21 protein-coding genes are annotated in these 23,379 nt (G+C 70.2%); 12 read left to right on the top strand and 9 right to left on the bottom strand.

Annotated features, from left to right (window positions below):
* Window positions 1–6: 6 nt before the first annotated feature.
* Window positions 7–1,029, bottom strand: a complete 1,023-nt coding sequence (locus tag E1269_RS09365) for a serine hydrolase domain-containing protein (RefSeq protein WP_162606316.1) — start codon at window positions 1,027–1,029, stop codon at window positions 7–9.
* 655 nt (window positions 1,030–1,684) lie between these two features.
* On the opposite strand from E1269_RS09365, the gene E1269_RS09370 reads away from it, so the two are divergent.
* A complete protein-coding gene (locus E1269_RS09370) occupies window positions 1,685–3,346 on the top strand; it encodes an NPCBM/NEW2 domain-containing protein (RefSeq protein WP_162606317.1) in 1,662 nt (553 codons plus the stop codon).
* Window positions 3,347–3,584: 238 nt separating this feature from the next.
* Here the strand turns inward: E1269_RS09370 and E1269_RS09375 are convergent, their stop codons facing one another.
* A complete protein-coding gene (locus E1269_RS09375; RefSeq protein WP_131893700.1) occupies window positions 3,585–4,085 on the bottom strand; it encodes an anthrone oxygenase family protein in 501 nt (166 codons plus the stop codon).
* Window positions 4,086–4,308: 223 nt separating this feature from the next.
* Between E1269_RS09375 and E1269_RS09380 the strand changes: the two genes are divergently transcribed.
* Together E1269_RS09380 and E1269_RS09385 are read left to right on the top strand one after the other, a co-directional pair.
* Window positions 4,309–4,761 (top strand): MarR family winged helix-turn-helix transcriptional regulator, encoded by a 453-nt coding sequence (locus E1269_RS09380; protein ID WP_131893702.1) that lies wholly within the window; start codon window positions 4,309–4,311, stop codon window positions 4,759–4,761.
* Between the two features lie 2 nt (window positions 4,762–4,763).
* On the top strand, window positions 4,764–5,132 hold the full coding sequence (locus tag E1269_RS09385) for a DoxX family protein (protein WP_131893704.1): 369 nt from the start codon (window positions 4,764–4,766) through the stop codon (window positions 5,130–5,132).
* Between the two features lie 231 nt (window positions 5,133–5,363).
* On the opposite strand, the gene E1269_RS09390 is transcribed toward E1269_RS09385, so the two are convergent.
* From E1269_RS09390 to E1269_RS09400, 3 genes are all read right to left on the bottom strand, one after another.
* Complete coding sequence (locus E1269_RS09390; RefSeq protein ID WP_131893706.1) at window positions 5,364–7,526, bottom strand: DUF6351 family protein; 2,163 nt, start codon at window positions 7,524–7,526, stop codon at window positions 5,364–5,366.
* 864 nt (window positions 7,527–8,390) lie between these two features.
* Complete coding sequence (locus E1269_RS09395) at window positions 8,391–9,143, bottom strand: MBL fold metallo-hydrolase (RefSeq protein WP_131893708.1); 753 nt, start codon at window positions 9,141–9,143, stop codon at window positions 8,391–8,393.
* Between the two features lie 38 nt (window positions 9,144–9,181).
* On the bottom strand, window positions 9,182–12,385 hold the full coding sequence (locus tag E1269_RS09400) for an alpha-L-rhamnosidase (protein WP_131893710.1): 3,204 nt from the start codon (window positions 12,383–12,385) through the stop codon (window positions 9,182–9,184).
* 388 nt (window positions 12,386–12,773) lie between these two features.
* Here E1269_RS09400 and E1269_RS09405 point away from each other — a divergent pair, with 388 nt between their 5' ends.
* The 3 genes from E1269_RS09405 to E1269_RS09415 all read left to right on the top strand — a co-directional run bounded on the left by E1269_RS09405 (window position 12,774) and on the right by E1269_RS09415 (window position 15,478).
* On the top strand, window positions 12,774–13,481 hold the full coding sequence (locus tag E1269_RS09405) for a FadR/GntR family transcriptional regulator (protein WP_131893712.1): 708 nt from the start codon (window positions 12,774–12,776) through the stop codon (window positions 13,479–13,481).
* Window positions 13,482–13,605: 124 nt separating this feature from the next.
* Complete coding sequence (locus E1269_RS09410) at window positions 13,606–14,634, top strand: NADPH:quinone reductase (protein ID WP_131893714.1); 1,029 nt, start codon at window positions 13,606–13,608, stop codon at window positions 14,632–14,634.
* A gap of 106 nt (window positions 14,635–14,740) precedes the next feature.
* Window positions 14,741–15,478 (top strand): B3/B4 domain-containing protein, encoded by a 738-nt coding sequence (locus E1269_RS09415; RefSeq protein ID WP_131893716.1) that lies wholly within the window; start codon window positions 14,741–14,743, stop codon window positions 15,476–15,478.
* A 179-nt stretch (window positions 15,479–15,657) separates the two neighbouring features.
* Here E1269_RS09415 and E1269_RS09425 read toward each other — a convergent pair whose 3' ends face one another.
* The 4 genes from E1269_RS09425 to E1269_RS09440 form a co-directional block, all read right to left on the bottom strand.
* Complete coding sequence (locus E1269_RS09425; protein WP_203433248.1) at window positions 15,658–16,134, bottom strand: hypothetical protein; 477 nt, start codon at window positions 16,132–16,134, stop codon at window positions 15,658–15,660.
* A gap of 127 nt (window positions 16,135–16,261) precedes the next feature.
* Window positions 16,262–17,815 carry a restriction endonuclease gene (locus E1269_RS09430; protein ID WP_131893718.1) on the bottom strand — a complete coding sequence of 518 codons (1,554 nt, stop codon included), beginning with the start codon at window positions 17,813–17,815 and terminating at the stop codon, window positions 16,262–16,264.
* 409 nt (window positions 17,816–18,224) lie between these two features.
* Entirely contained in the window at window positions 18,225–18,674 is a 450-nt protein-coding gene (locus tag E1269_RS09435; RefSeq protein WP_131893720.1) for an SRPBCC family protein, read from the bottom strand.
* 98 nt (window positions 18,675–18,772) lie between these two features.
* Window positions 18,773–19,525 (bottom strand): SDR family oxidoreductase, encoded by a 753-nt coding sequence (locus E1269_RS09440; RefSeq protein WP_131893722.1) that lies wholly within the window; start codon window positions 19,523–19,525, stop codon window positions 18,773–18,775.
* 117 nt (window positions 19,526–19,642) lie between these two features.
* Here E1269_RS09440 and E1269_RS09445 point away from each other — a divergent pair, with 117 nt between their 5' ends.
* The 6 genes from E1269_RS09445 (at window position 19,643) to E1269_RS09470 (ending at window position 23,305) form a co-directional block, all read left to right on the top strand.
* On the top strand, window positions 19,643–20,494 hold the full coding sequence (locus tag E1269_RS09445) for a helix-turn-helix transcriptional regulator (RefSeq protein ID WP_131893724.1): 852 nt from the start codon (window positions 19,643–19,645) through the stop codon (window positions 20,492–20,494).
* 47 nt (window positions 20,495–20,541) lie between these two features.
* The gene (locus E1269_RS09450; RefSeq protein WP_131893726.1) at window positions 20,542–21,138 is read left to right on the top strand and encodes a helix-turn-helix domain-containing protein; all 597 of its coding nucleotides are present in this window, start codon (window positions 20,542–20,544) and stop codon (window positions 21,136–21,138) included.
* Complete coding sequence (locus tag E1269_RS09455; protein WP_203433250.1) at window positions 21,135–21,518, top strand: RidA family protein; 384 nt, start codon at window positions 21,135–21,137, stop codon at window positions 21,516–21,518. Before E1269_RS09450 ends, E1269_RS09455 begins: the two co-directional genes overlap by 4 nt.
* A 30-nt stretch (window positions 21,519–21,548) precedes the next feature.
* Window positions 21,549–21,977, top strand: a complete 429-nt coding sequence (locus E1269_RS09460) for a helix-turn-helix domain-containing protein (RefSeq protein WP_131893728.1) — start codon at window positions 21,549–21,551, stop codon at window positions 21,975–21,977.
* Between the two features lie 94 nt (window positions 21,978–22,071).
* Window positions 22,072–22,854, top strand: a complete 783-nt coding sequence (locus E1269_RS09465) for an alpha/beta fold hydrolase (protein ID WP_131893730.1) — start codon at window positions 22,072–22,074, stop codon at window positions 22,852–22,854.
* 28 nt (window positions 22,855–22,882) lie between these two features.
* The gene (locus E1269_RS09470; protein WP_131893732.1) at window positions 22,883–23,305 is read left to right on the top strand and encodes a VOC family protein; all 423 of its coding nucleotides are present in this window, start codon (window positions 22,883–22,885) and stop codon (window positions 23,303–23,305) included.
* Window positions 23,306–23,379: the final 74 nt, after the last annotated feature.

The following is a 23,379-nucleotide window of genomic DNA, read 5'->3' on the forward strand; positions in this document are numbered from 1 at the left end:
CGCGACCTACTTCACCAGCTCCTGCAGTTTGGTCACGACTGGTTGTGCCGCGTGATCGTAGTTGCTGAGGATCACCGCCAGCACGCTGGACTCGGTGAACCAGATCAGGTCGGTCGACAGGCCGGGGGCGCCGCCATGGACGTGCCGTTCGGTGTCGTCGAAGGTCTTCTCGACGAAGCGGACCAGGTCCTGGGCGTCGGCGAACGCTCCGCCCGCCGGCGTGCCGAGGTAGCTGTTGCTCACGTCGCCGATGTCGACCCACTGCCCGGTGCCGTCCTGTGCGTGCGGACGGGCCAGCCGCCGCCGGATGTCACCCCATTGCGCCGCCGTGTAGAAATCGGAGTTGGTCATCCCGAACGGACGAAAGACGTGTTGGCGGATGTAGTCGTGATAGGACAGCTCTTCGCATACCTGGTCCACGATCCCGCCGAGAACCGTGTATCCGTCGTTGCTGTACTCGTACTGACTGCCCGGCGGGAAGTTCAGCGGCAGGCCGCGAATGTAGTCCAAAGTCCCGGCCAAGATCTCGTCGAGACCGTCCCACTCGTCCGACCCGGGAATCTCTACCATCTGGTTGGCGGGGCGCCCAATGCCGGAGGTGTGGGTGAGAAGCTGCTCAACGGTCACCACGTCGGCGATCTCCGGTGGAAAGCCGTCGAGATAGGTCCCCACCGTACCGTCGCTGGCCACCTTGTCCTGCTCGATGAGCTGCGCGATCGCTGCCTGGGTGAACAGCTTGGTGATCGAGGCCGTGCAGAAGACGGTGTCGGGTTCGTTCGGGATGGAACACCGCAGGTTGGCAAAGCCGTGGGACCGCCGCAGCAGAGTGCGTTTCCGCTGTCTCAGCACGACGGTGCCGGAGAACTCGTCCTGCGCAGCGAGCCGAGCAAGGTACCGGTCGAACTCGCCGCCGGGCAACAAGGCCTCGGGTGCTCCGGGCCGGGCCGAGTCCGTGCCCGCCTGGGCGCTGCCGGACGCCGCAAGCATAGTGCCGGCGGCCAACGGCGCGGCTCCCAGCAGGGTGAGCACCGCTCGCCGGGAAGGCTGGGCTCCCGGCGATGTCGATCGGATGTGGCGATGAGGCATGGTTAGCCTTCCTGTCGGTTCCCGTCGCCACGGATTCTGCCGGCCGCCCGTCAGCGTCCTGTCAAAGTCCAATCTGGAGCGACTTTTCTTAGGAAACTCACAGGCGACCCCTCCCATCCGAAGCTGTCCCGCCGGCTCGGCCCGGGTGCCTCTCCCGTAAGGCGCAAACCTTGCAGCGCTCCCACGACCACCTCGAGAAACGGTTCGAACCGCTCGAGGAAGAGGAGGCGCGGATCTGCCTGAGATCACGCCGTGGGAGACGTCACCGATTCCTCCGGCATCCCCCAGGTGAGCGCGTGCTCGCGCAGCGGACGGGTGTAACGCGGAACTTCACTGCAGGTTCTCCTCGGTGTACCGCCGGCGCCATCGCATGCCGTCAAGGTGGCGTGCCAGGCGATCGAACTTCCGAACATCGCTGGACATTCCGACCAAAGGGAGACCTGGAATGACGCATCGGGCCACGGCCGCAGTCCTGTTAGGGGCGTTGATCGCCACGGCAGCGGCGGTCCCGCAGGCCACGGCATCACCACCAGCTCAAGCAGCCGCGGCGCAGTCCGCTGAACCGACCGGCACGTCGTCCGGCCAAGACGACGACACCGTGACGTTCGACGTGTTCAGCGACATCCAAGGTCACCTCGACGACCTCGAGAACGTGCTGGACGCGGCCCACGCACTCGACCCGGGAACCGAGGGCTTGGTGATCAACGGCGACATCGTGGACCGGGGCTACTCGTTCGAGTACGACGACGTGCAGGCTCGCCTCGACGCCGCCGACCGGAACGGACCGGTCGCCGCGGCCATCGGCAACCACGAGGCGTACGCAGGAGCTTGGTGTGACGAGCGGACCCTCTGCCAGCCGAGCTGGCCCAACGGCTGGACCGAGGAGGGTTTCTACGGCAACTTCCTCGACTTCGCCGCGCGCGACTCTGTGTACGGCGAGTATTCCTTCGGCGGCGTACCCATACTCGTGACCGGCACGGAACGGCTGATGTGGTGGAAGGACCTCAACCTCGACGACCACATCTACCTGAGCGACACTCAGCTCGATTGGCTGGACGAGCGCCTGCGCCATCATTCTCGCGATGGCCGGCCGGTGTTCGTCTTCACGCACTACCCGCTGGCCGACACCGTGAGCGCATCCGACGGGAGGGCTGGACAGTTCCACCTCCAGGACGCCGAACTCCGATCTGTCCTCGGCGCCTACCCGAACGCCGTTCTGTTCACCTCCCACACCCACGCCGACCTGCGTGATGGCGCCTGGGCCACGCGGGTTGCGGTTCCCGGCGGGCACCCCGACGGCTTCGTCACCGTCAACACCGGTGCGGTGCTCAACCATCAGTACCTGCATGTGACGAGCGGACCCGAGGGCGCCGTCATCCGCGCACGTGACACGTCAGCGGACGCGTGGGTCAACCAGATCGATGTACCCCGGGTGGAGCCCGACGCTCCGGGCCGCGCCTCCGTTGCGGTCGACGTGGCCGAGGAGGCTGTCGCCCCTGGCGACACAGTGCGGATCGAGGCTGCGGTGGCCAACGTCGGCGGGCGGCCGATTCCCTGGGTGGATCTCACCATCGAGGTGCCGGACGGATGGTCCGTCGAGCCCGTGGACGCACCACCGGCGGGACGGCTGACTGACGGAGACCGGCGCAGTGGCACCTGGGACGTGACCGCGCCGGGCGACGCCGCCGCTGACGTCGTCGATGTGATGGTGCGTGCCGTCGACCGGCGCGGCGACAGCCTGGGCCAGGGAGCTTCACCCCTGCGTGTCCCGTCAGCACCCTCCGGGACGCCGTACGTGTCGGATCTTCCCTTCATTCGTGCCGACAACGGCACCGGGCCGGTGGAGCGCGATCTGAGCAACGGCGCTACGGCACCCGGCGACGGTCCGGCTCTGACGATGGCCGGAACAGTTCATCCGAAGGGTCTCGGCACGACGGCAGACTCGCACACGTCGGTGTATCTCGGTGGTGCGTGTACACGCTTCACGGCGACCGTCGGCGTCGACGACCGGGCACCGCAGGCGTCGCAGCGCCGGCCGCACGACGGTCGGGACGACGGCGGCGATGTGGTGCTCTCCGTCCGCGCCGACGACGGCGTCGTGTACGAGTCGGCGGTCATGCGACGGGGGGACACTCCCGAACAGATCGACGTCGACGTCACCGGAGCCGAGCGGCTGCACCTCGTCGTGGACGCCGCCGACGGCAGCACGGCCTGGGACTACGCAGACTGGGCCGACGCACGCCTGATTTGCGCGAGCTGACCCGAACAACCAGCGATCCCTGAACCAATTTGACCGTGTGAGTCACATCGCGGCTGCTGGCGACCGCAGCTTGCGTTGGGCGCGTTCAAGAGGACGATGTCGGCGTCGCTGAGGCCCATCACCAGGGGCGTATGTGCTTCACCAGGCTCACATCCATGGTCGGGCGCGCGAACCCCTGGTGATGGGCCTTAGTGTCGACCGCAGCGAACGCCAGCAGCTCCTTGGTCGGGCGGCAGCTCTACGGCCAGTCGACCGCGACGGACAGCAGGGCCGCGGCGAGACAGGTGAGTGCGCCGATGGACACCACGGCGCGGGCGTCGTTCCAGCGGGTCCACGAGGCTTCGAAGCGGCCACGCACGTCGGCGAGGTCGGCGACCCGGTCCGGGTCACCCGCCGCGGCGAGGGCGTTGTTGAGAGGCACGTTCCCGGCGAAGGTGATGACCCCGATCGCTCCGGCATAGAACAGCAGCGCCGCGACGATCCACCACAGCGTGGATCGATGGTCCTCGCCCAGGTGGAGCAGCAGCGATGCGCCGGTCAGCAGGCCGGGCCCGATGATGGCGACGGCGAAGCGCGGGCCCGGGGCGGCGTTCATCCGTTGCATCGCCACCACGAAAGTCCGGTCGTCGGCGCGTCGAAGGCCGACCATGACGAGCGACGTGAAGGCGTAGAACACGCCGGCGAACAGGCCCATCGTCACCGTCGCCGCGATCAGTACGAGTCCGCGCGTGACTTCCATCGTGTCATCGCCCCACCGGGGCCATCTCGCTCGGTGTCATACGACCCAGTCAAACGCACCCACGTGAGCCGATCTATGTCTCAGGGGCGCGGATCCATGTCTCATCGTCTACCTGCCGGATCGATCGGTGGTCCAGGCGCCCTCGCCTTGCCGTCCGGTCTGCGTTGCGTATAGGTTGAGGTGGTCAATCTTTGAATACTTCAACTGTCTGCTTCGAGGGTTCATGAGCCACGGGTCCAGCGAGTTCATCGCGACCATGTACGTCTTCGCCGAACGGCTCCGCGGCGACTACGACCAGGCCGCGCAACGGGCCGACCTCACGCCGGCTCAGGCGATCGTCATGGGCCTGCTGTCCGAGCCGCTGCCGATGAGAGACCTGGCCGAACGCCGGCACTGCGATCCGTCGAACATCACCTGGATCATCGACCGGCTGGAGCGCAAAGGCCTGGTCGCCCGCTCGGCCGACCCGTCCGACCGCCGGGTCAAGCGCGTCGAGCTCACCGGCGAGGGCCGCACCCGGCTGGCGCAGTTCCACCGCGAGCTGGACCAGATCTCCGTACTCAACGGGCTGACCGCAGCCGAGCAGCAGCGCCTGCTCCGCGCGGTTCCCGCGCTTCACCCCAGCGACGACCAGCCCTCGACGACGCCCGGCGCCCGACCAGACGCGAAGGAATGACCATGTTCGTCGCCACCGTCATCTGCAGCGTGTTACTCGCACTGGCCTTCGCGGGGACCGGTGTCGGCAAGGCGAGCGGTAAGGCCGACATCGTCGATGGGCTCGGCCGGCTCGGGGTCAGTCCACCCCTCGTCCGCGTGATCGGCCTGCTGGAGCTCGGCGGCGCGGCCGGCGTGGCGGTCGGTCTGGCGGTCGCCTGGCTGGGCATTGCCGCGGCGATCGGTCTCGCCGCTCTCATGATCGGTGCGATCACCACCCACCTGCGCGCCGGTGACTACGGGGAGCCCACGCGCCGCGGGGGTGCGCTCATGCCCGTCGCGCTGCTGCTCCTCGCCGTCGCGACCCTGGTCCTGCGAGCCGCCACGAGCTGAGCGCGGGCATATGCCGCGACGACGCCCGCCGTGACTGGGACCGCTCGCGGCGGGCGCCTTGTCGTGAGGCAGCCGGGCATCCACCCACGGATGCGTCGGAAGAGCCCGAAATGATCACGTTCAGCAGGATCGCCCGAGCCTCACCATGATTGCGAGCATGGTGTGACACGAGATTTCGTGCTGAACGTGATCATTTCGGGGTCCCGCGGCCCACGGAAGCAGCAGGAGGCATCAATCGATCACCTGCCAGGTGTCGCTCAGCGGTTGCTGGCCGACGCCGGGCTTCGACCAGTCACACACGCCCGACGGGAAGATCTCCAGCAGCCGGGCGCGCTCGGCCGGGGTGAAGTCGACCTCGTAGTCGCTCCATTCGACGTCCTTGCGGTGGCACGTCACCACGTCGTCGGTGAGCGGGGCGCCGGCCACCAGTCGCGGGGTGGAATGGGCGGGGTACAGCTGCCCGCACTCACCGGCGTTGTCCGGGGTGATCGGCTGGACGATCTCGCGGGGCTGTGCGTCGCGGCTCCAGCAGGCGTCGGTGAGATCGGCCGGCTTGTTCCGTACCACCCGCTGGTGCGCGGGCAGCGCCGAACCGTCGGCCATCAACGCGGTCAGCCACTGGTCCATGCTGGTCAGGGCATACTGAAGGGTGGGGCTGTTCAGGCTGAACCCACCGTAGCGGCTGTCCTCGACCAGGAAGACCTGGTTGTCCGCGTCGCCGTTCGCCGCCTCCAGCCGCGCCCGGGTGGCGAACCCGTGCGTCATCATGTGGATGTCGCCGTTCGTCGCGTCCTCGGAGTACGAGCGATAGTCGATGATCGGCGTGTCGGCCAGACCCGCGCCGCCATACAGGATGCGACCGGTCCGGTACGCGGCACGCGTCGCGATCGGGTCCGCCACGGTGCGGTGCGGAGTCGGCTGGGCGTCGAGGTCCAAGCCCCCGATGCCCTCGTTGAGGTCGAGGAACTGCTGTGTGGTGATCGCGCCGGAGTTCAGCGCTGCCAGCCCGTACTGCACCCCGACGTTGTCCAGCGGCCGCCGGGCGAACCCGGTGGCCGGGTCCCGGCCGTAGACGTTGACGGTGTGGTCGTAGACGTCCCCCCGCGCGCCGTCGGGGTTGGTCTGCGCGTCGTAGTGCAGCTCGGCGGGCAGCTCGGCGGGGAACTCAGCGGCCGGGTCCAGTCGATTCGCCCCCTTGCTTAGGTTGCGGATGCTCTGCCACCGCCCGAAGCCGGCGACCTGGCGCTGCTCCTCCTGGCTGAACTCGCCCGGCGCGACCTCGGTGAAGTAGTGCTCCAGCAGCCGAGCGTCGAACAGCGTGATGTTCGTCGCGGACGCGACATCGGGGAAGGTCCTCCCGACCACGATGCCGTCGAGCAGACCCGGATAGTTGTCGGCGATCTGGTGGCTCTGGTAGGAGCCGCCCGAGGAGCCCCAGCCGATGGTGAACAGCGGGTCACCGTACCGCTCGACGAACCGTTCCTTCACCATCATCATCGTCTCGGCGGCCAGAAGGTCGTTGCAGTTGTTGCCGAAGACGTTCAGCGACGCCGACGCGACCGCGTAGCCGCGACCGAGCATCTCCGGGTCCAGGACGCCGCCGGTGTCCGTGCCCTGGGTGTACCAGCCGCGCCGGCAGCCGCCGCCGAACGTGTAGATGAGCCGGTCGTTCCAGCCGGGGCCGCGCTGATGGAACGAGGGTTCCTCCGCGGCCGGGTCGTGCAGCATGGAGATCTGGTAGATCGCCCGGTTGAGCGTGCCGGTCTCGATCCGGATCAGGAACGGGACCGTCTCCCCGGTGATGGTTGTCGTCCAGGCCAGGTCGTCGGGTCGGACGGACGGGTCCGGCAGTGGCTTCGTCTGCCCGGCGGTCGACCGGTACGCGTAGTCGACCCGGGTGGCCGCCGAGCAGTCGTCGTCGAGCGGGGCGCCGAGCGTGCCACCGTCGACCAGACGGAACAGGTCGGTGGTGCAGACGTACGGTGTCTGGTGCGGACCGCTGATCACCGGACCGGCGGCTGGGTGGTTCGTCACGACGAGTTGGTCGCGCAGCGACCCCGCGGTCGCGACCAGGCGGTTGCGTCCGGGGCGGAGTCGGTCGACCAAGCCGGTGAGGGTATGTGCGTCCGCGTCGGCCCGGAAGGAGCTGGTGACGTCCGCGCCGTCCCGTGAGATCCGTACCTCGTCCAACTGTGTGTCGCGCGGCACCTCCACTGCGACCAGCACATCGTCCGCCGTGACCATCTCGGGTCGGGCCGACAGCGATACGAGGCGCAGACTGTCTGCTTCCCCAGCCACTGCCGACCAGCCCGGCTGCGTCAGGACTGCCGACACGAGCGAGACGACGGCGCAGGCCGCGGCCAGAGTGGGGCGGCGTCGTGCGAGGAGAGTCATCGATGGCCTCCAGGCTCGGTGACCGGGTCCGCGCAGACGGCGAACGCGGCCAGTTGAGTGTTGTGACTGGGCTGGTTGGGGTACCACCCCTGCGTGATGCGCAGCCGCACACCCAGTGCGTCGACGCCTGCCCGTCAGTGAGGAACGACGGCGGATGCTGATGGCTCGATGCGCAGACACGCGGATACGGGCTTCCGGTCGGGTTGAGCGCCAGGTTGTCGGGGTGTCTGTGCCGGTCGGTGCGGGCCATCCGGCGACCAGGTCGCGCGGGCTCAGCGCCGGTGGTCCGCCGTCGCGATCCGGATCGACCGGCACAGTGCCGCTGTGGGTGATCCCGTCCCGGATCGTGCCATCGAGGGCTCCCACCTGGCACTGCCGACCTCCTTCGCGTTCGCGGTAGTGGCCTGTGCCCTGCTGCAAGATGTCCTACAGGTTTCGTTACCGTAGGGTTCGCGGATCATGGTGTCAAGACCGGCGAGATGTCCCGTGAGTCCGCGCCAGCAACGGTCGGTCTGCTCCCGCAACCAGGGCGTGACCTGGCCTGTGCTATTGCCGAGAAAGAATCGCGCTGAAGGACGCAGATCATGGTGAGCCTGGCGACTTCCGACGCGACCAGCACGGCGAGGATCTCGTACGCGCCGAACCCGGCCGACCGGAGCCAGCGAGCGCATCGAACAGGTGCTGCAGCAACCAGCCGATGACGAGCATCGAGCCGTTCCAGGCGACCACACGCGCGAACTTCAAGGAGAACAGGCCGATCCGGTAGCGGGAGATCCGCCCGGCCGGGCGCCACAACGACAACCGTTGGTTACTATCGCCGAGCACCCACCGATGACGTTGAGGAAGAAGCTCCGGCGGAAAGCATCAACGGTCGTGCCGACCGATGGGGACGACGAGGTCTTCTTCGGCGGTGATCACGTCGCCGTCGAAGGTCGACCGTGCCGCGATCGCGGCCGCCTCCCGATCGTTGCCCGGCCAGAAGTGGGTGAGCATCAACTTGCGGGCGCCTGCCTCGGTGGCCCAGTGTCCCGCTTCCTCGGACGAGAGCAGGTTGCGGTGGATCTGTTGTCGCTCACCTTCCCTGTCGGTGGCTTCGACGATGTACAGGTCGACCTCGCGACCGAGTTCGGCGAGTAGCGGGTCCGGGCCGGTGTCGCCGGTGTAGGCGAGCGCCACCTGGTCGGTCTGCAGACGTATGCCGACGTTGGGCACGTAATGGGGCAGCAGGGCGCCGCTGAGCTCGAATGGACCGACCCGATGGCTTCCCGGTAGCTCGTGGACGTCGAACACGGCATGCAGGTCCGCATCGGGCTCAAGCCCACCCAGGCGAGCCAGCACACCTGGCGTGCAGTACAGCGGTAGCGGGGAGCGGTCCACGCCGCCGTAGAGGCGCATCCGGAACAGCCCGTGCAGGTCGATGCAGTGGTCCGGGTGTTCGTGGGAGATCACCACGGCGTCCACGGCTCCGTCCGGGCAACGAGCCAGCAACCGTGGCAGGGCCGCGTAGCCGAGATCGAGCACCAGCCGGAAGCCGTCCCACTCCACCAGGAAACCGCTGCATGCCCGGCCCGGCTCCGGATAGGCGCCGCAGCTTCCGAGCACCGTGACCTGTCGCATCAGCACAGTATGCGGACCTCACCCGGAACGTACCGACGTCAGGGCAGCTGTGCGGTGATCCGGTACCTCCCGGGTCCGGCGGAGTAGACGGCGTAGCCGTCGGCGAAGGACTCGAAGTCGACCTCCCGGGAGGCCCGGGCGGGGCGGCCGTTCACCCGCACGGTGGTGGGACGGATCGTGGGCACGTGGATCTGCGCGGTGGTGTTCCCTGGGATCGTCACGTCCAGCGAGAGGTCGCGGCTGCCCTGTTCGGCAATGCTCCACGCGCTGCGGATTCGCCCGCGCGGCCCGTCGAAGTAGCCGTCGACGTGGGTGAGCGGGAGGGTCGCCGTCCCGACCAGGCGCGGCTTCACCACCACCTGCTCGTAGGCGATCGCGTCGGGGACGTGCTGGATGCCGGCGAGGCCGGTGCTGAACCACTCGTCGATCTGCAGCAGGATGATGTGGTTCAGCGACGAGTTCCGTTCCGGCGCGTACCAGTGCTCGGGGACCGTGGTCATCCCGTGCGGGTTGAAGACGGACGGGAGCATGAACGACCCGTAGCTGGGCCGGGTGGTCTCGTGCAGCAGCTCCCAGATGACGTCGTCGCGGCCGGCGTCGCTCAGCGACCGGAAGGTCGGCCCGAGCGAGATCGTGCCGCCGCTCAAGTGCGGCCCGCCACCATTCGGATGGTAGGCGTAGATCCGCTCGACCAGGTTGTCCAGGACGTCCTGTTCCGACCCGGCGGGCACCAGGCCGGCGTCGAGGGCCAGGGCGTTCGCCGCCTGCGTCCCGGTCGTGCCGGCGTTGCCGTCGTTGGTGTACGTGCGCAGGGAGTCGTTGAAGAAGCGGGCGTTGAACGCGGCGGCGATGTCGGCGGCCAGGACACCGAACCGCTGGGCGTCGCCGTCCTTGCCCAGCTCCGCGGCCATCTGGGCCAGCCGGTCGGTCATGAGGTAGTAGCCGTAGGTGCCGACCAGGACGCCGGGCGTGCTCTCGTCGCTGGCCACCCAGTCCTTGAGTGGGCCGTCGACCAGGTGCTCGCCCACGCCGTCGGCTCCGGCCTGCATGGTCCGCACGTAGTCGTGGTAGTCGACCATGGCCGCGTAGTGCCGGTCCATTGTCGCGGTGTCCCCGTGCCGCTGCCAGAGCCACCACGGGGTGAGGATGATCGCGCTGCCCCAGTTGATGTCGTCGCGGTACATCGCCCATTGGCCGTCGAAGATCGGGAACTCCGGCGTGTGTGCGGGCACCAGGCCGGCGTTCGGACCGGCGACCAGCTGGGCCTCCCGCATCACCTGCTGCATGTGGGGCAGGAACGCCGACATCTTGAAGTTGCGGTCGATCGCCTGGATCGACTGGATCATGTCCGCGAGCCAGCCGAGCTTCTCGCGGTTCGGGCAGTCGGTGAAGATCGACTGCATGTTGCTGGCGATCGAGTAGCGGCTCATCCGGTGCAGCCGGTTGACCAGGTCGCTGGACGTCGACACGTCGCCGGAGACCGTTGTGGAGGCGCGCGTGTGCAGGGCCGTCAGCGTCTCGGTGGTGACGTCATATCCCGCCGGCAGGCCGGTGACCTGGAGGTACTGGAAGCCGTGGTGGACGAACGACGGGCGCCAGGTCTCGCCGTCAGGGTCGCCGGCGGTGGTGTAGGTGTCGAAGATGTCGTCGTCGGAGCCCATGCTGCCGGCGTCGACGGTGCCGTCGGCGCTCAGCGATTCCGACGGCTGCACCCTGACGACGGTGCCGGCCGGCACCGTCCCGTCGACGTGGAGCTCGAACAGGGCGGCGGAGTTCTGGCCGAAGTCGACGACCCAGGTCCCCGGTACCGGCTGGGTGATCTCGACCGGGGCGACGGTGTCGACGATCGTCACGGGCTCGCCATGGCGCCAGGTGAGCCGGGTCGCCAGGCTCGGCGGCGGCGCGATGCCGGCGGCGATCCAGCCGGTCGGCGTGCCGTCCCCGCGGGTGGCCGTCGCCGACAGGTCAGCCCCCGGCAGATCCCAGCCGTGCTGCTCACGCCGGGCGTCGTAGTCGCTGCCGGAGTACCAGTTGTCGGTGACCGTGGGCCCGAGGGCGCACCGCCAGCTCGGGTCGCTCACGATCGACTCGACGGAGCCGTCGCTATAGGCGACCTCCAGCCGGGCCAGGACGCGCGGGGAGACGGCGACGGTGGTCTCGTTCGCGGTGCCGGAGCGGGTGACCATCGCTCCGGCGGCATGCGCCTTCGCCAGCGGCTCGGCGAAGGCGATGGTGATCGTGTCCGGACCGGCAGCGTCGACCGCGGTGATGATCCGGCACTCCAGGTCCGCGCCGCCCGCGCCGGTGTCGATGTTCACGGTGGCGCCGACGGCGAAACCGTCAACGGCCGCGACGGAGACCGTCGTGGCACCGTCCGAGACGGGGGCCGCCAGCGTCGTCGGCTCGGCCACCTCGCTTTGGAACTTGGTGTACACGTCTTCGCGGCCTACCGCCGGGTTCTCGATCTCGACGACGTTGGTGATGCCGTTGCCGAGCTGGATGCCCAGGGTGTTCTCGCCGGGCGCCAGCAACGCGGTGATGTCGTAAGTGCCGACCTCGACCGACTGTTGCGGGTTGGAGTTGCCCGGGCAGAGCACGGCGTCGGTGACCTCGCGACCGTTCACCGTGGCGACGTAGACGCCGAGACCAGCCACGTAGAGGCGCGCCTGGCCGACGGTTCGGCCGGCGTCCACCGTGAACGGCCGGGCCAGGATGGGGAGTGGATCGGCATCGGTCCTGGTGGGGTGCTGAATCCACACCGCCGCGCCCCAGTCCGTCGACGCGAGCAGTCCCACCTCCCAGGTCGACGGGGCACTCCAGTCCGACACCTCGCCGTCGGCGTCGCGGATCCGCACCTGCCAGACGACCGCCTGCCGCGCCGGCAGCTCGCCGCCGGCATACGGCACGCCGGCGGAATTCGACGACCGCACCCAGCCCGAGTCCCACAGGTCCGCCGCCTCGAGTGTGTCCGGGTTCGTCGCCGCCCGGATCTGGTACGCCACCTGGGTGCCGCGGTCCAGCCGCCACGCCAGCAACGGCGCGGGGTCGTCCACACCCAGCAGCCGGTCGAACCGGCCCGCCACCGACAACGACCCGACGGACACCGCCTCCGCCGCCGCGGCCGCCCGGGCCATCGGACCGACAGTCGAACCGGCGGCGGCCAGTCCGGTCACGCCGGCCGCGGTGACCTGCAGGAAGCGGCGACGAGACAGGCCGTCCGCCGGATGCGACACCTCGGTCATGAAGCTGGGCTCCTTTCACGAGCTCGATGAGCCGGACCAGGCCAGAATCCGCGAACGACTAGATATTCAGATGTGGTTCTGCATGCGGATGCCGATGTCGCGCACAGTACGAGGCCGGCCGCGCGGCGAGCAACGGCCAGCCGTCAGGATGACCGCATCCGGCCATCACCCGCGGCCGGCGCACGGCCCCTACGACACCGCCGAAATCGAGTTCCGGTCCTCGCCTCGGACCTTCACAAGTAGTCATACAAGATTTTCAAATGATAAGTTACGGATGCGTTCGCGGACCGACTCGGCGCACTGGTGCCCGAACCTGGCCGCGACGTGCGCGATCCTGAGAAGGTGCCCTGGCTACCGCCGGCGGCGAGGAACGGCGAAGGGGTGCGACATGGGGGCACAGTCGCGACGGGGTATGCACGGCATCGCCGTGGACGGCATCGGCTCGCGCATCGTCTCCGGCGAGCTGGCACCGGGACAGACGCTCGACGTGGCGTACCTGGAGCGCGAGTACGACGCGAGCCGGACGGTCATCCGGGAGGCCATGCGGGTGCTGGCCGCGAAGGGCATGGTGGACGCGCGGCCGAAGCGCGGCACCTACGTGCTGCCGCGGGAGGCGTGGAGCCTGCTCGACCCCGACCTGCTGCGCTGGCAGTTCCAGGAGCCGGGCGACGAGACGTTCCTGCAGGACCTCGCCGAGGTCCGCGAGATCGTCGAGCCGGCCGGTGCGCGGCTGGCCGCCCGGCGCCGCGGTGAGGACGAGCTGGAGGTCATGCGCGAGACGCTGGCGCTGCTCGACGACACGACCGCCGACCCGGTGGACGTCGTCGAGGCCGACCTCCGGTTCCACCGGACGCTGCTCCACGCCAGCCACAACGAGCTGCTGCGGCGGCTGGAGTTGGTCATCGAGACCGGCCTGCGCGCCCGCGACGTGCTGGTGCACGGACGCGGGACGTGGAAGGAGTCGGTGTCGGCGCACCGCGCCGTCCTGGACGCGGTGGCCGCCGGCGACCCCGACACCGCCGAGACCGCGATGCGGCGCCTGCTGGACCAGGCGGCCCGCGACGTCCAGGTGAAGGTCGACGGCGACCCGCGCTGAGGCGCTGTGCTGCTTCACGGTCGAATTCGCCGCTTGAGCCACGATGTATGGCCGCTAGCGGTCGACTTCGACCGTGAAGCCCGACCACGCGCCATCAACCCGCTCCGAGGGAGACAATCACCGCATGAAGGCGATCGTTCACCACGGCTCCGGCCCCGCCGACGTCCTCCAGCTCACCGACCGGCCGGTCCCCGAACCGGGTCCGGGCGAGGTGCGGCTGCGCGTCGTCGTGTCGGGGGTGAACCCGACCGACTGGAAGTCCCGCAGCGGCGGCTACGGCGCGGTCGACGACTCCGAGGCCGTGCCCAACCAGGACGGCGCTGGTGTCGTGGACGCGATCGGCGACGGGGTCGACGGGCTGACCGCGGGCGATCGCGCGTGGGCGACCCTCGCCGCGTACCAGCGCCCGACCAGCGGCACCGCGCAGGAGTTCACCGTCGTCCCCGTCGAGCGGGTGTTCCAGCTGCCCGACAACGCCGGCTTCGACCTCGGCGCCGGCGTCGGCATCCCGGCCATCACCGCGCATCGTGCGCTCACCATCGCCGAGGACGGGCCGGCGCGGCTGCGGCCCGGCGCGCTCGGCGGGCGGACGGTGCTGGTCGCCGGCGGGGCGGGCGCCGTCGGCAACGCCGCGATCCAGCTCGCCCGCTGGGCCGGCGCCACCGTCGTCACCACGGTGAGCAGCTCGGCGAAGGCGGTGCTGTCCCGTGCGGCCGGCGCCGACCACGTCGTCGACTACACCACGCAGGACGTCGCCGCCGCGGTCCGCGAGGTCGCGCCGGAGGGCATCGACATCGTCGTCGAGGTGGCCATCGGCGCCAACGCCGAGGCCGACCTCGCCGTCCTCAAACCGCTCGGCACCATCGCGGTCTACGCCAACAACGGCGACCGGCCGTTCGCGCCCGAGGTCCGCCGGTTCATGGGGCTGAACGCCCGGCTGCAGTTCGTGCTGCTCTACACGCTCGGCTGGGACCGTCTCCGCGCAGCCGGCGACGACGTCAACGCCGCGGTCGCCGCGGGCGCCTTTCGCGTCGGCGAGGAGGCCGGGTTGCCGCTGCACCGCTTCGCGCTGGAGGACGCAGCGGCGGCGCACCGGGCGGTGGAGACCGCGACGGTCGGCAAGGTCCTGATCGACGTGACCCCGGCGACCTGACCTTCGGCCTGGCCCAGTGCACGCGCACCGGTCTGGCCCTGTCGTCCGCGGCGACGGCCGGGCAGCATGGCCGGCGACAGGTCGTCTACCGGAAAGGTGTGCCACTGTGCGGTTCCGTCATGCGCCCGAGCTCCGGGCTGCCCATCCCGGGCTCGCCGCCGGGGTCGTCGCCGCCGACGGGGTTGGGCTGGAGGCCGTCGCCGACAGGCGCGGCATCGACGAGCGGTTCGCTGCGGACCAGCACGCCGCGCTCGAGCGGCTCGCGGTTGACGGGCCTGGTCAGCAGCCGGAGATCCAGGCGTGGCGGCGGGCGTTCGCCGCGATGGGACTGAAGCCGACGCAGTACCGCTGCGCCGCCGAGTCGCTGCTGCGCCGGCTCGCCAAGGCGGGTGACCTGCCGCGCATCCATCCCCTCGTCGACCTCTGCAACGCCGCCTCGGCCGCCGCGGCGATCCCGGTCGCCGTCATCGACCGCGACCGTGTCGTCGGCGACCTGGAAGTGCGCTACGCCCGCGGCGACGAGGAGTACGCGACGTTCGTCGGAGAGATCGAGCACCCCGCCGCCGGGGAGGTGATCTTCGCCGACGATGCCGGCCGCGCACATGCCCGCCGCTGGACCCACAAGCAGAGCGGCTGGTCCACGGTCCGACCCTCGACGTCGCGGGTGCTCATCGTCGCCGAGGCCCTGCACGACGGCGCCGGCGACGACGTGAGCGCACTGGTGGCGCGGCTCGCCGGCGACATCGAGCGGTTCTGGCCGGCCGCGCCGCACCGGGCCGTCCTGACCTCCCAGCGGCCGGAGCTGCAGGTCGACGACCCGGCGACGACGACGCGCGCGCGATGACGCCTTCAACCCGAGGCGACGCGGCGGAGCGGGAGGCCCGCCCACCCGGGGAACTGGCGCGCGACCAGCCGCGCGACGAGAGCGGAGTCGACGTCGACCTCGTCATCGTGCGTCTTCACGGCGAACACGGACCCATATACCGGGCCGGGCCGGCCGGCGTCCACCGGTCTCCGGCCGCCTCAGCCGCAGTGGATGCGGGTCAGCGTGCGCTGAGCCCAGTCGATGACGCCGGTGATGTCGAGGCAGCGGTTGGACATGTCGACCCCGGCCGGCGTGTACACGGGACCGGCGTAGTAGCTGTAGCGGCCACCGTCGCAGCCGGTACTGCTCGGGCAGCTGGGCCAGCTGTAGCCGCTGGGCCGGATGGTGGCCTGGGTGTAGAGCGAGACGCCGTAGGTGGGCGAGGCGTGGTTGGTGACGAGGCAGTTCCGCTTCGCCGTCGATGACCAGTACACGTCCATGTAGGCCAGCACCTGGGAGCCGTTGCTGATCGGATAGTGCCCGATGTGCCGGTAGGACGAGCCGCACGGCCCGGCCATGACCGAGATGTCACTGGCACCGGATGGCGCCGCGGAGTCGCCTCCGGCCGCGGCCGGCGCGGCGAAGCCGAGGAGCAAGAGTCCGACAGCGACGATGACACGGAACGCACGCTTCATCCGGCAGATCCTCCTTGCCCCGAAGAACCAGATCGTCACGGATGACAGTGGCGGAGAAATCGCCCGAACGCAAGATCATTATGCGTATGATCTCAGCCGGTTCGCGAATCGGTGTACGCAAGTGCCGCTACCGCGACTTGAGCCGGCCGACGGTGACCTGCAGGTCCAGGTGGTCGGCCAGCAGCTGTTTGACCTGCCCGCCGTCGATGAGCTGGATACGTCCGTGCCGGGTCGCGAACTCCTTGCTGGCTTTCCCGAACCAGGACGTGGTGACGAGCACCCCGCGGCTGGCCCGAGTGTCGTCCATGACGCCGGCCAGGGCGCGAACCGCGTCGACGGGGACGACGCCGCGGTAACGCTTGACCTGGATGACGCACACCCCTCCCATGATCGGGTCGGCGTTGACAGCGACCGCGTCAACGCCGCCGTCGTGCGAGGACTGGGTCGCCCAGGCGGTCATACCCATCGCCTCGAAGAGCTGCCGGATCAGCTGCTCGAACCGGGTCGGCGGCAACTCGAGCAGGACCGGCCGGCCGTCCAGCACGGCGACGGCGTCGCGGGCCTCGACCGTGCGGTATTTCGACAGGTCCGGGTCGAAGATCGGCCGAACCGCCTCGAGCTCGCGTGGGTCTGGCGAGACGACGGCGTCGAGGTGACGTAGGCATTCCCGCGGGTCCAGCTCGGTGAGCACGAGCGCGCCGAACTTGTCTCGTGTGGCCGCGACGCTGACCAGGCAGGGTCGCTCAGTGTGGCCGGTGGCCTTGTTACGGGTCGTGACGTGGCCACTCACGGCGACTTCGGCGACGAGGCCGGCCGGCCGCACCTCGAAGACCTCGCGGATCGTGCGCAGGACGAGCTGGGCTACCAGTCCCGCATAGAGCTGCTGGATCTCCTTGGCCGGCCGCCGCTTCGCGCTGATCCGGTCCAGCGCCCGGTTGTAGGCGTACTCGCGGACCGACGGGACGATGTCGACGTCGGGCAGCTCGCGGATCACCAGCAGGCGCCGGTCCCGCGGCTGGTAGGCAACCTCGACAGTGGGGGGTACGCCATCCGGCAGTGTCGAGGCCTCGAGAAGCAACCCGACATAGCCCTCGACGGCTCGCGGCTCTCTCGCGTCGACGCCCAGCCGCAGCGTGTCGACACGAGCGTTGTGCCGCAGGATCTGCTCTCGCCGGAAGGCCTCGGAGATGGCGTGCTCGCTGGCCGCGGCGGCGAGCGCGGCCAGCCGCCGCTCCTCGCGGCCGCGGAAGGCTGCAGTCTCGCGTTCGAATCGCTCCCTTGCCAGCACGGTCGCCCGCCGCCGCCCTGCGGTGACCAGGCGGGCCGGCCAGGCAGTGGAGCGCGGCGCGTAATCCTCCCAGCGGGGCGCCTCGCCCGGCGTCACCAAGGCCCGGTCCGGGATGAACGGCCACGGGCGGTAGGCGTGGCGGAGCTGGTCGAGTGAGAACGGCCCGTGGTGGTTGAGGCCCTCGACGAGTACGGTGTCCAGCTCGACCAGCCGGGCTGTGATGGCGCTGGTCAGATCCGCTGCCTCGGCCTGCTGCTGGCGGATGTATTCCTCCCGGCGCTCGCGGTCGGCTTGCACGGCGGCGCGGACCTGTGCCCGCCCGCCGGCCGGCGTGGCCGAGCCCTGCGACGGACCCCCACGGGGCTCATTTTCGGCGCCGGGCTGCCCAGGCATCCGCCGCGCCGCGCGAGACTGTCGTTCGTCGCGCGCCCGCGGCGCGGGCGGTTTGGGTTCGTCGATGGGACCGTTCTTCCGTCGCGCCATGTTCCGCCCCAGACTCAACGCTCAACGGTAGGTCCATCATATAGTGAGAAATCGCGCTTAAAGATCAACAAACGGCCTCACCAGTCGATATCAATGAAACCTCGGTAAACGGACAGCGTCTGGGAAGGGTCGAGGGACATTTGATCCGATGAACTCCAGCGCGCCACGCGGCGACTACGGCTGGGCATGCTCCGCTAGAATGGCGACGTTCTTTTTCACTCCGCCGGCGCGACCGGAATTGGCCGCGACTTTCCATGCAACATGTAGCCAAGGTCGCGGTATGCATGACCTTCACCCGGCGCACATCGAGTAGGCGGGCTCACGAGCGGCGGGCCACCACCTGACGCTGCAAGTCGCGCAGGTCACGGCGGAGGCTGCGGCGCACTTGCAGGCTCAACAGCGGACCAAGGAGGCGATACCGGCCGCCGCCGCCGCGGACCCGGATGCTGGCGTGTGTTGCGCCGGCCCGTGGCTGGAACCGGTAGGTGACCCGCATGGGCATCGGCGCGAGCACCGACACCATGTCCAGCAGGCCGGGCGGTTGGTACGCGTCCACCTCGAGGACGTAGTCGATCCGGCGGCCCAGGAAGTACGCGGTGCGGGTCACCTGGGCGCCGACGCCGAAGCCGCCGGCCGGGGACGCTTTCGTCAGCGCCGCGATGCGGATGCCCTGGGTCCACTCGTGGTCGTGCCGGTGGTCCATCGCGTACCGGGCCACCTGGTCGACCGGCACGGGGATGATCCGGTGCTCCGTGACGTCGATGCTCATGACATCCGCCTCCCCCGATGCCGACGAAACCTGGTCCCAGTGTGCGCCGGGAGAGGGGCGCGGCGCACCGCTCCCTCTCTCGTCGGCGAACGGCCGGGTCAGCCCTGTTCGGTGGGTACGACGATCAGCTCCGCGACGTTGACCCGCGGCGGGACGGCGACGGCGAACGCGATCGCGTCGGCGATGTCCTCCGACCGCAGCGACTCGATGGAGGCCCGCCACCGCTCCAGGTGATCCTTGTTGCCGGTGTCGAGCATGCCGTCGCCGAGCTCGGTGGTGACGAGCCCGGGCTCCACGTTCTTCACGCGGACCCGGCGGGGGCCGAGCTCGGCGCGCAGGTTGCGGGTGAGGTGGGCGACGGCGGCTTTCGTCGCGGCGTACACGACGTACTGCGGGAAGATCCCGTGCCCGCCGATCGAGCCGACGTGGACGAGGTCGGCCGCCCGCCCGTCGGCCGCCGCGGCGATGAGGTCGTCGGCGAAGGCGCGGCCGGTGTAGAGCAGGCCGTTGACGTTGGTGGCGATCATCTGGTCCCACTCGCCGGTCTGCGCGGACTCGAACGGCGCTGCGAGCATGACGCCGGCGTTCGCGACGACGAGGTCGACCCGGCCGAGCTCGGACCGGATCGCCGCCGCGGCCCGCTCGACGGCGTCGCGGTCGGCGACGTCGGTGGTGACGGGGAGCGCGCGGATCTCGTCGGCCAGCTCCTTCAGCCGGCTCTCCCGACGGCCGAGGACGGCCACGGACGCGCCGTCGGCGGCCAGGCGCCGGGCCGTGGCCTCGCCGATCCCGCTGGTAGCTCCGGTGACGACCGCGACGCGGCCGGTCAGTGCGTTGGTGTGTGCTGTCATGCCTCCACGGTGCGGCCGGCGGCGACGTCCAACCAGCTCCCGCGACGCCCAGGAGTCCGGACCCTGGTAGTCGCGGGACCACCCTTCCCGCGCGGCACCCGTACTAGCCTCGCGAGCATGGCGGATACCGACACCCGGCTCGGCGACTTCCTACGCGCCCGGCGCGAGCTGGCCCGGCCCGAGGACGTCGGCCTGCCCGCGGGCTGGGGCCGTCGGCGGGTGCCGGGCCTTCGCCGCGAAGAGGTCGCCATGCTGGCCGGCGTCAGCGCCGACTACTATGTCCGCCTCGAGCAGGGCCGCGACAAGCATCCCTCGGAGCAGGTGCTCGAGGCGCTGGCGCGGGTGTTCGGGCTCGACGACGACGCCGCGGCGCACCTGCGCGAGCTGGCCCGGCCGGCCCAGCCGCGCCGCCGGTCGCCCAGCCGCCCGGAGAAAGTCGGCACCGGTACGCTGCGGCTGCTGGAGAGCTGGCCGAACACGCCGGCCATGGTGCTCGGCCGGTACCTCGACGTGCTGGCCGCGAACCCGCTGGCACTCACGGTGAACTCGTGCTCCGCGCCGGGTGTCAACCAGGTGCGGGCGGTGTTCCTCGACCCAGCCGCCCGCGACATCTACCCCGACTGGGACACCGTCGCGCAGGAGACCGTCGCCAGCCTGCGGGCCGCCGCGGGCGCCGATCTGGACGAGCCGCGGCTCACCGAGCTGGTCGGCGAGCTGTCGCTCAAGAGCGACGACTTCCGCCGCCTCTGGGCCCGCCACGACGTTCGCCCCAAGACCGCCGGCGTCAAGAGGTTCGTGCACCCGATGGTCGGCGAGCTGACCCTCTCGTACGAGACGCTGGCCATCGCCAGCGCACCCGGGCAGCTGCTGGTGGTCTACCACGCCGAACCCGGCAGCCCGTCGGAGCGGGCGCTCGCTCTACTCGGCAGCGCCACCGCTTCTGCGGCGGAGCCCGCTCCACGAACCTGACCTGCGGCCGGGCGCTATAGCGGTTGCGGTTCCACTATAGTGGAGGCGTGGCCCGCCCAGACGACGACCTGACCCGCGCGCTTCGCGCCCAGCTGCGGGCGATCCGGCAGGCCCGCGGGCTCAGTCTCGACGCGCTCGCGGCGGCCAGCGGCGTCAGCCGGAGCATGATCTCCGACGTCGAGCGGGGTGCGAAGCTGCCCACCGTCCTGGTTCTCGCCCGGCTGGCGACGGCGCTGGGCGTCACTGTGTCACGGCTGCTCGGCGAGGACCGGCCCGGCGACGTCGTCGTGGTGCCGGCCGCGGTCCAGCCGGCCGTCACCGACCGCGCCGGCTGGCAGCGACGCATCCTCTCCCCCAGCCTGCCCGGGGTGGAGTTCGAGTTCATCCGGACGACGGTGCCCGCCCGCGTCGTCGTCGGCGAGTTCGCCGCACACGCACCCGGCTCGCGCGAGTACGTCGCCGTCGAGTCCGGCGAGCTCACCGTCACCCTCGACCGCGCGGAGCACCAGCTCGGCGCCGGTGACGCCATCTACTACGCCGGCGACCGCGTCCACGCCTTCGCCAACCCCGGCGGCGCCGAGTGCGTCTACTACACCGTCATGCACGTCGCCGGCCACCACGACGCCGTGAAGGAGACATCGTGACCATCCAGCCGCTCGCCCCCGCAGTGCTGCCCGCGCCCATCGGCAACTACACGCACGGCACCCTGGTCACCGAGGCCAGCCGGACGGTGTTCGTCAGCGGCCAAGTGCCGTGGTCGCGCGAGGGCGAGCTGCCCGCGGACTTCGAGAGCCAGTGCCGACTCGTCTGGCGAAACGTGCTTGCCGTGCTGGACGAAGCCGGCATGGGCGTGCCGAACCTGGCGAAGGTGACGACGTACCTCTCCGACCGCCGCCACCGCGAGGCCAACAGCCGCATCCGGCAGGAGGTGCTCGGCGACCACGCGCCGGCGCTCACGATCATCATCGCCGACATCTACGCCGAAGAGTGGCTACTGGAGATCGAGGCGGTCGCCGTCGGCTGACGCTGCGGCGTCGTGCGAGAAGATAGAAGCGTGAGTCCGCCGGCGGTCCCGCTCGCCCGGCACCTGCTTCGGGTGCGCGACCTCATCGACCGCGCGTTCGCCGAGCCGCTCGACGTCGCCGCGCTCGCTCGCAGCGCGTCGGTGTCGCCGGCGTATTTCAGCCGCAGTTTCAAGGCCGCGTTCGGGGAGACGCCGCACCAGTACCTGATGAGCCGGCGGATGGAGCGGGCCACCGCGATGTTGCGCGGCGGAGACCTCACCGTCACCGAGATCTGCCTCGCGGTCGGGTTCACCAGCCTCGGGTCGTTCAGCACGCAGTTCCGGCGTTTCGTCGGCGACAGCCCGAGCGGGTACCGCGCCCGGCACCGTCTCGACGCCCTGGCCGCGGTCCCGACCTGCTACGTCCGCATGTGGACGCGACCGCGGCCGTCGACGCCGTCGGCGCACCCACGCGACTGAGCAGTTTTGGAGAAGCCCAGCGTACCGCACCGTTCCTATCGTCGAGGACGAGCGGCCGCGGACCCGCCGCGGCCGGGACAGACAGGAGCACCCCATGGAGGGGATCACGTCCAAGGACGGCACCCCGATCGCGTTCGACCAGCTCGGCGAGGGTCCGCCGATCATCGTCGTCGCCGGCGCCTCCTGCGACCGTGCCATCGACGCGCCGCTCGCCAAGGCGCTGGCGGAGCACTTCACCGTCCTCAACCACGACCGGCGCGGCCGCGGCGACAGCGGCGACACCGCGCCGTACGCCGTCGCCCGCGAGGTCGAGGACCTGCACGCCCTCATCGAGGCCGCCGGCGGGACGGCCGCGCTGCTCGGCCTCTCCTCGGGCGCGGTGCTGGCCGCCGAGGCGGCCGCCTCCGGCCTGCCGGTCACCCGGCTGATCATGTGGGAGCCGCCGTTCAGCATCGACCCGGAGGGCGTCCAGCAGGCCGCCGCGTACACGGCCCGGCTCACCGAGCTGCTCGGCGCCGACCGGCTGGACGACGCACTCGCGCTGTTCATGCGCCAGGTCGGCCTCCCCGGCGAGGCGATCGCCGGCGCGCGGCAGTCGCCGTACTGGGCCGCCGGCCTCAGCCTGGCTCCGACGCTGGCCTACGACGCCGCGATCATGGGCGACAACACAGTCCCGGCCGAGCGGTTCGGCGTGATCACCGTGCCGACGTTGGTGCTGGCCGGGTCGGCGAGCCCGCCGTTCATGGTCGAGGCGGCCAGGCGGGCCGCTGCCGCCGTTCCCGGTGCCCGGTTCGACGTGCTGGACGGCCAGGACCACAATGTGGCTCCGGACGCCATCACGCCGGTCGTCGCGGAGTTCGCCGGCCGGCGCGCATGACGGGCCGGCCACGGCGAGGAGGTCTCCAATGATCAGCGGTATCGCGCTGGTGTGCGTCAACGTCCTGGACATGGACGTCGCCCGCGCGTTCTACGTCGACGCCCTCGGCTTCGAGGTCGCCTACGACGTCATCCAGGACGGCTTCCACTGGTTCGTCGTCCACCCGCCCGAGAGCCCGGACGTGCCGCTGATGCTCGTCCTCCCGGGACCGCCGCTGCTCGACGGCGAGCTGGCCGAGCAGATCCGCACCCTGGTGGCGACGGGGTACCTCGGGCCGGGCGCGTTCCGGACCCAGGACTGCTGGGCCACGTACCGTGAGCTGAAGGCCAAGGGCGTGGAGTTCATCGAGGAGCCGACGGAGCGGTTCTACGGCATCGACGCCGCCTTCCGCGACCCGTTCGGCAACCACTGGCGGCTCACCCAGCCCAAGCAGGTCATGCCGCCCGCCTAGGGTGAGTAGAGTGACCGAGCTTCGTTCCCTGACCTTCCGCGAGGCAACTCGGGCCGACCTGCCGGCCATCGTCG

Origin of the sequence: Jiangella asiatica (genome assembly GCF_004349065.1) — a bacterium.
GTDB classification, from domain to species: Bacteria; Actinomycetota; Actinomycetes; order Jiangellales; family Jiangellaceae; genus Jiangella; species Jiangella asiatica.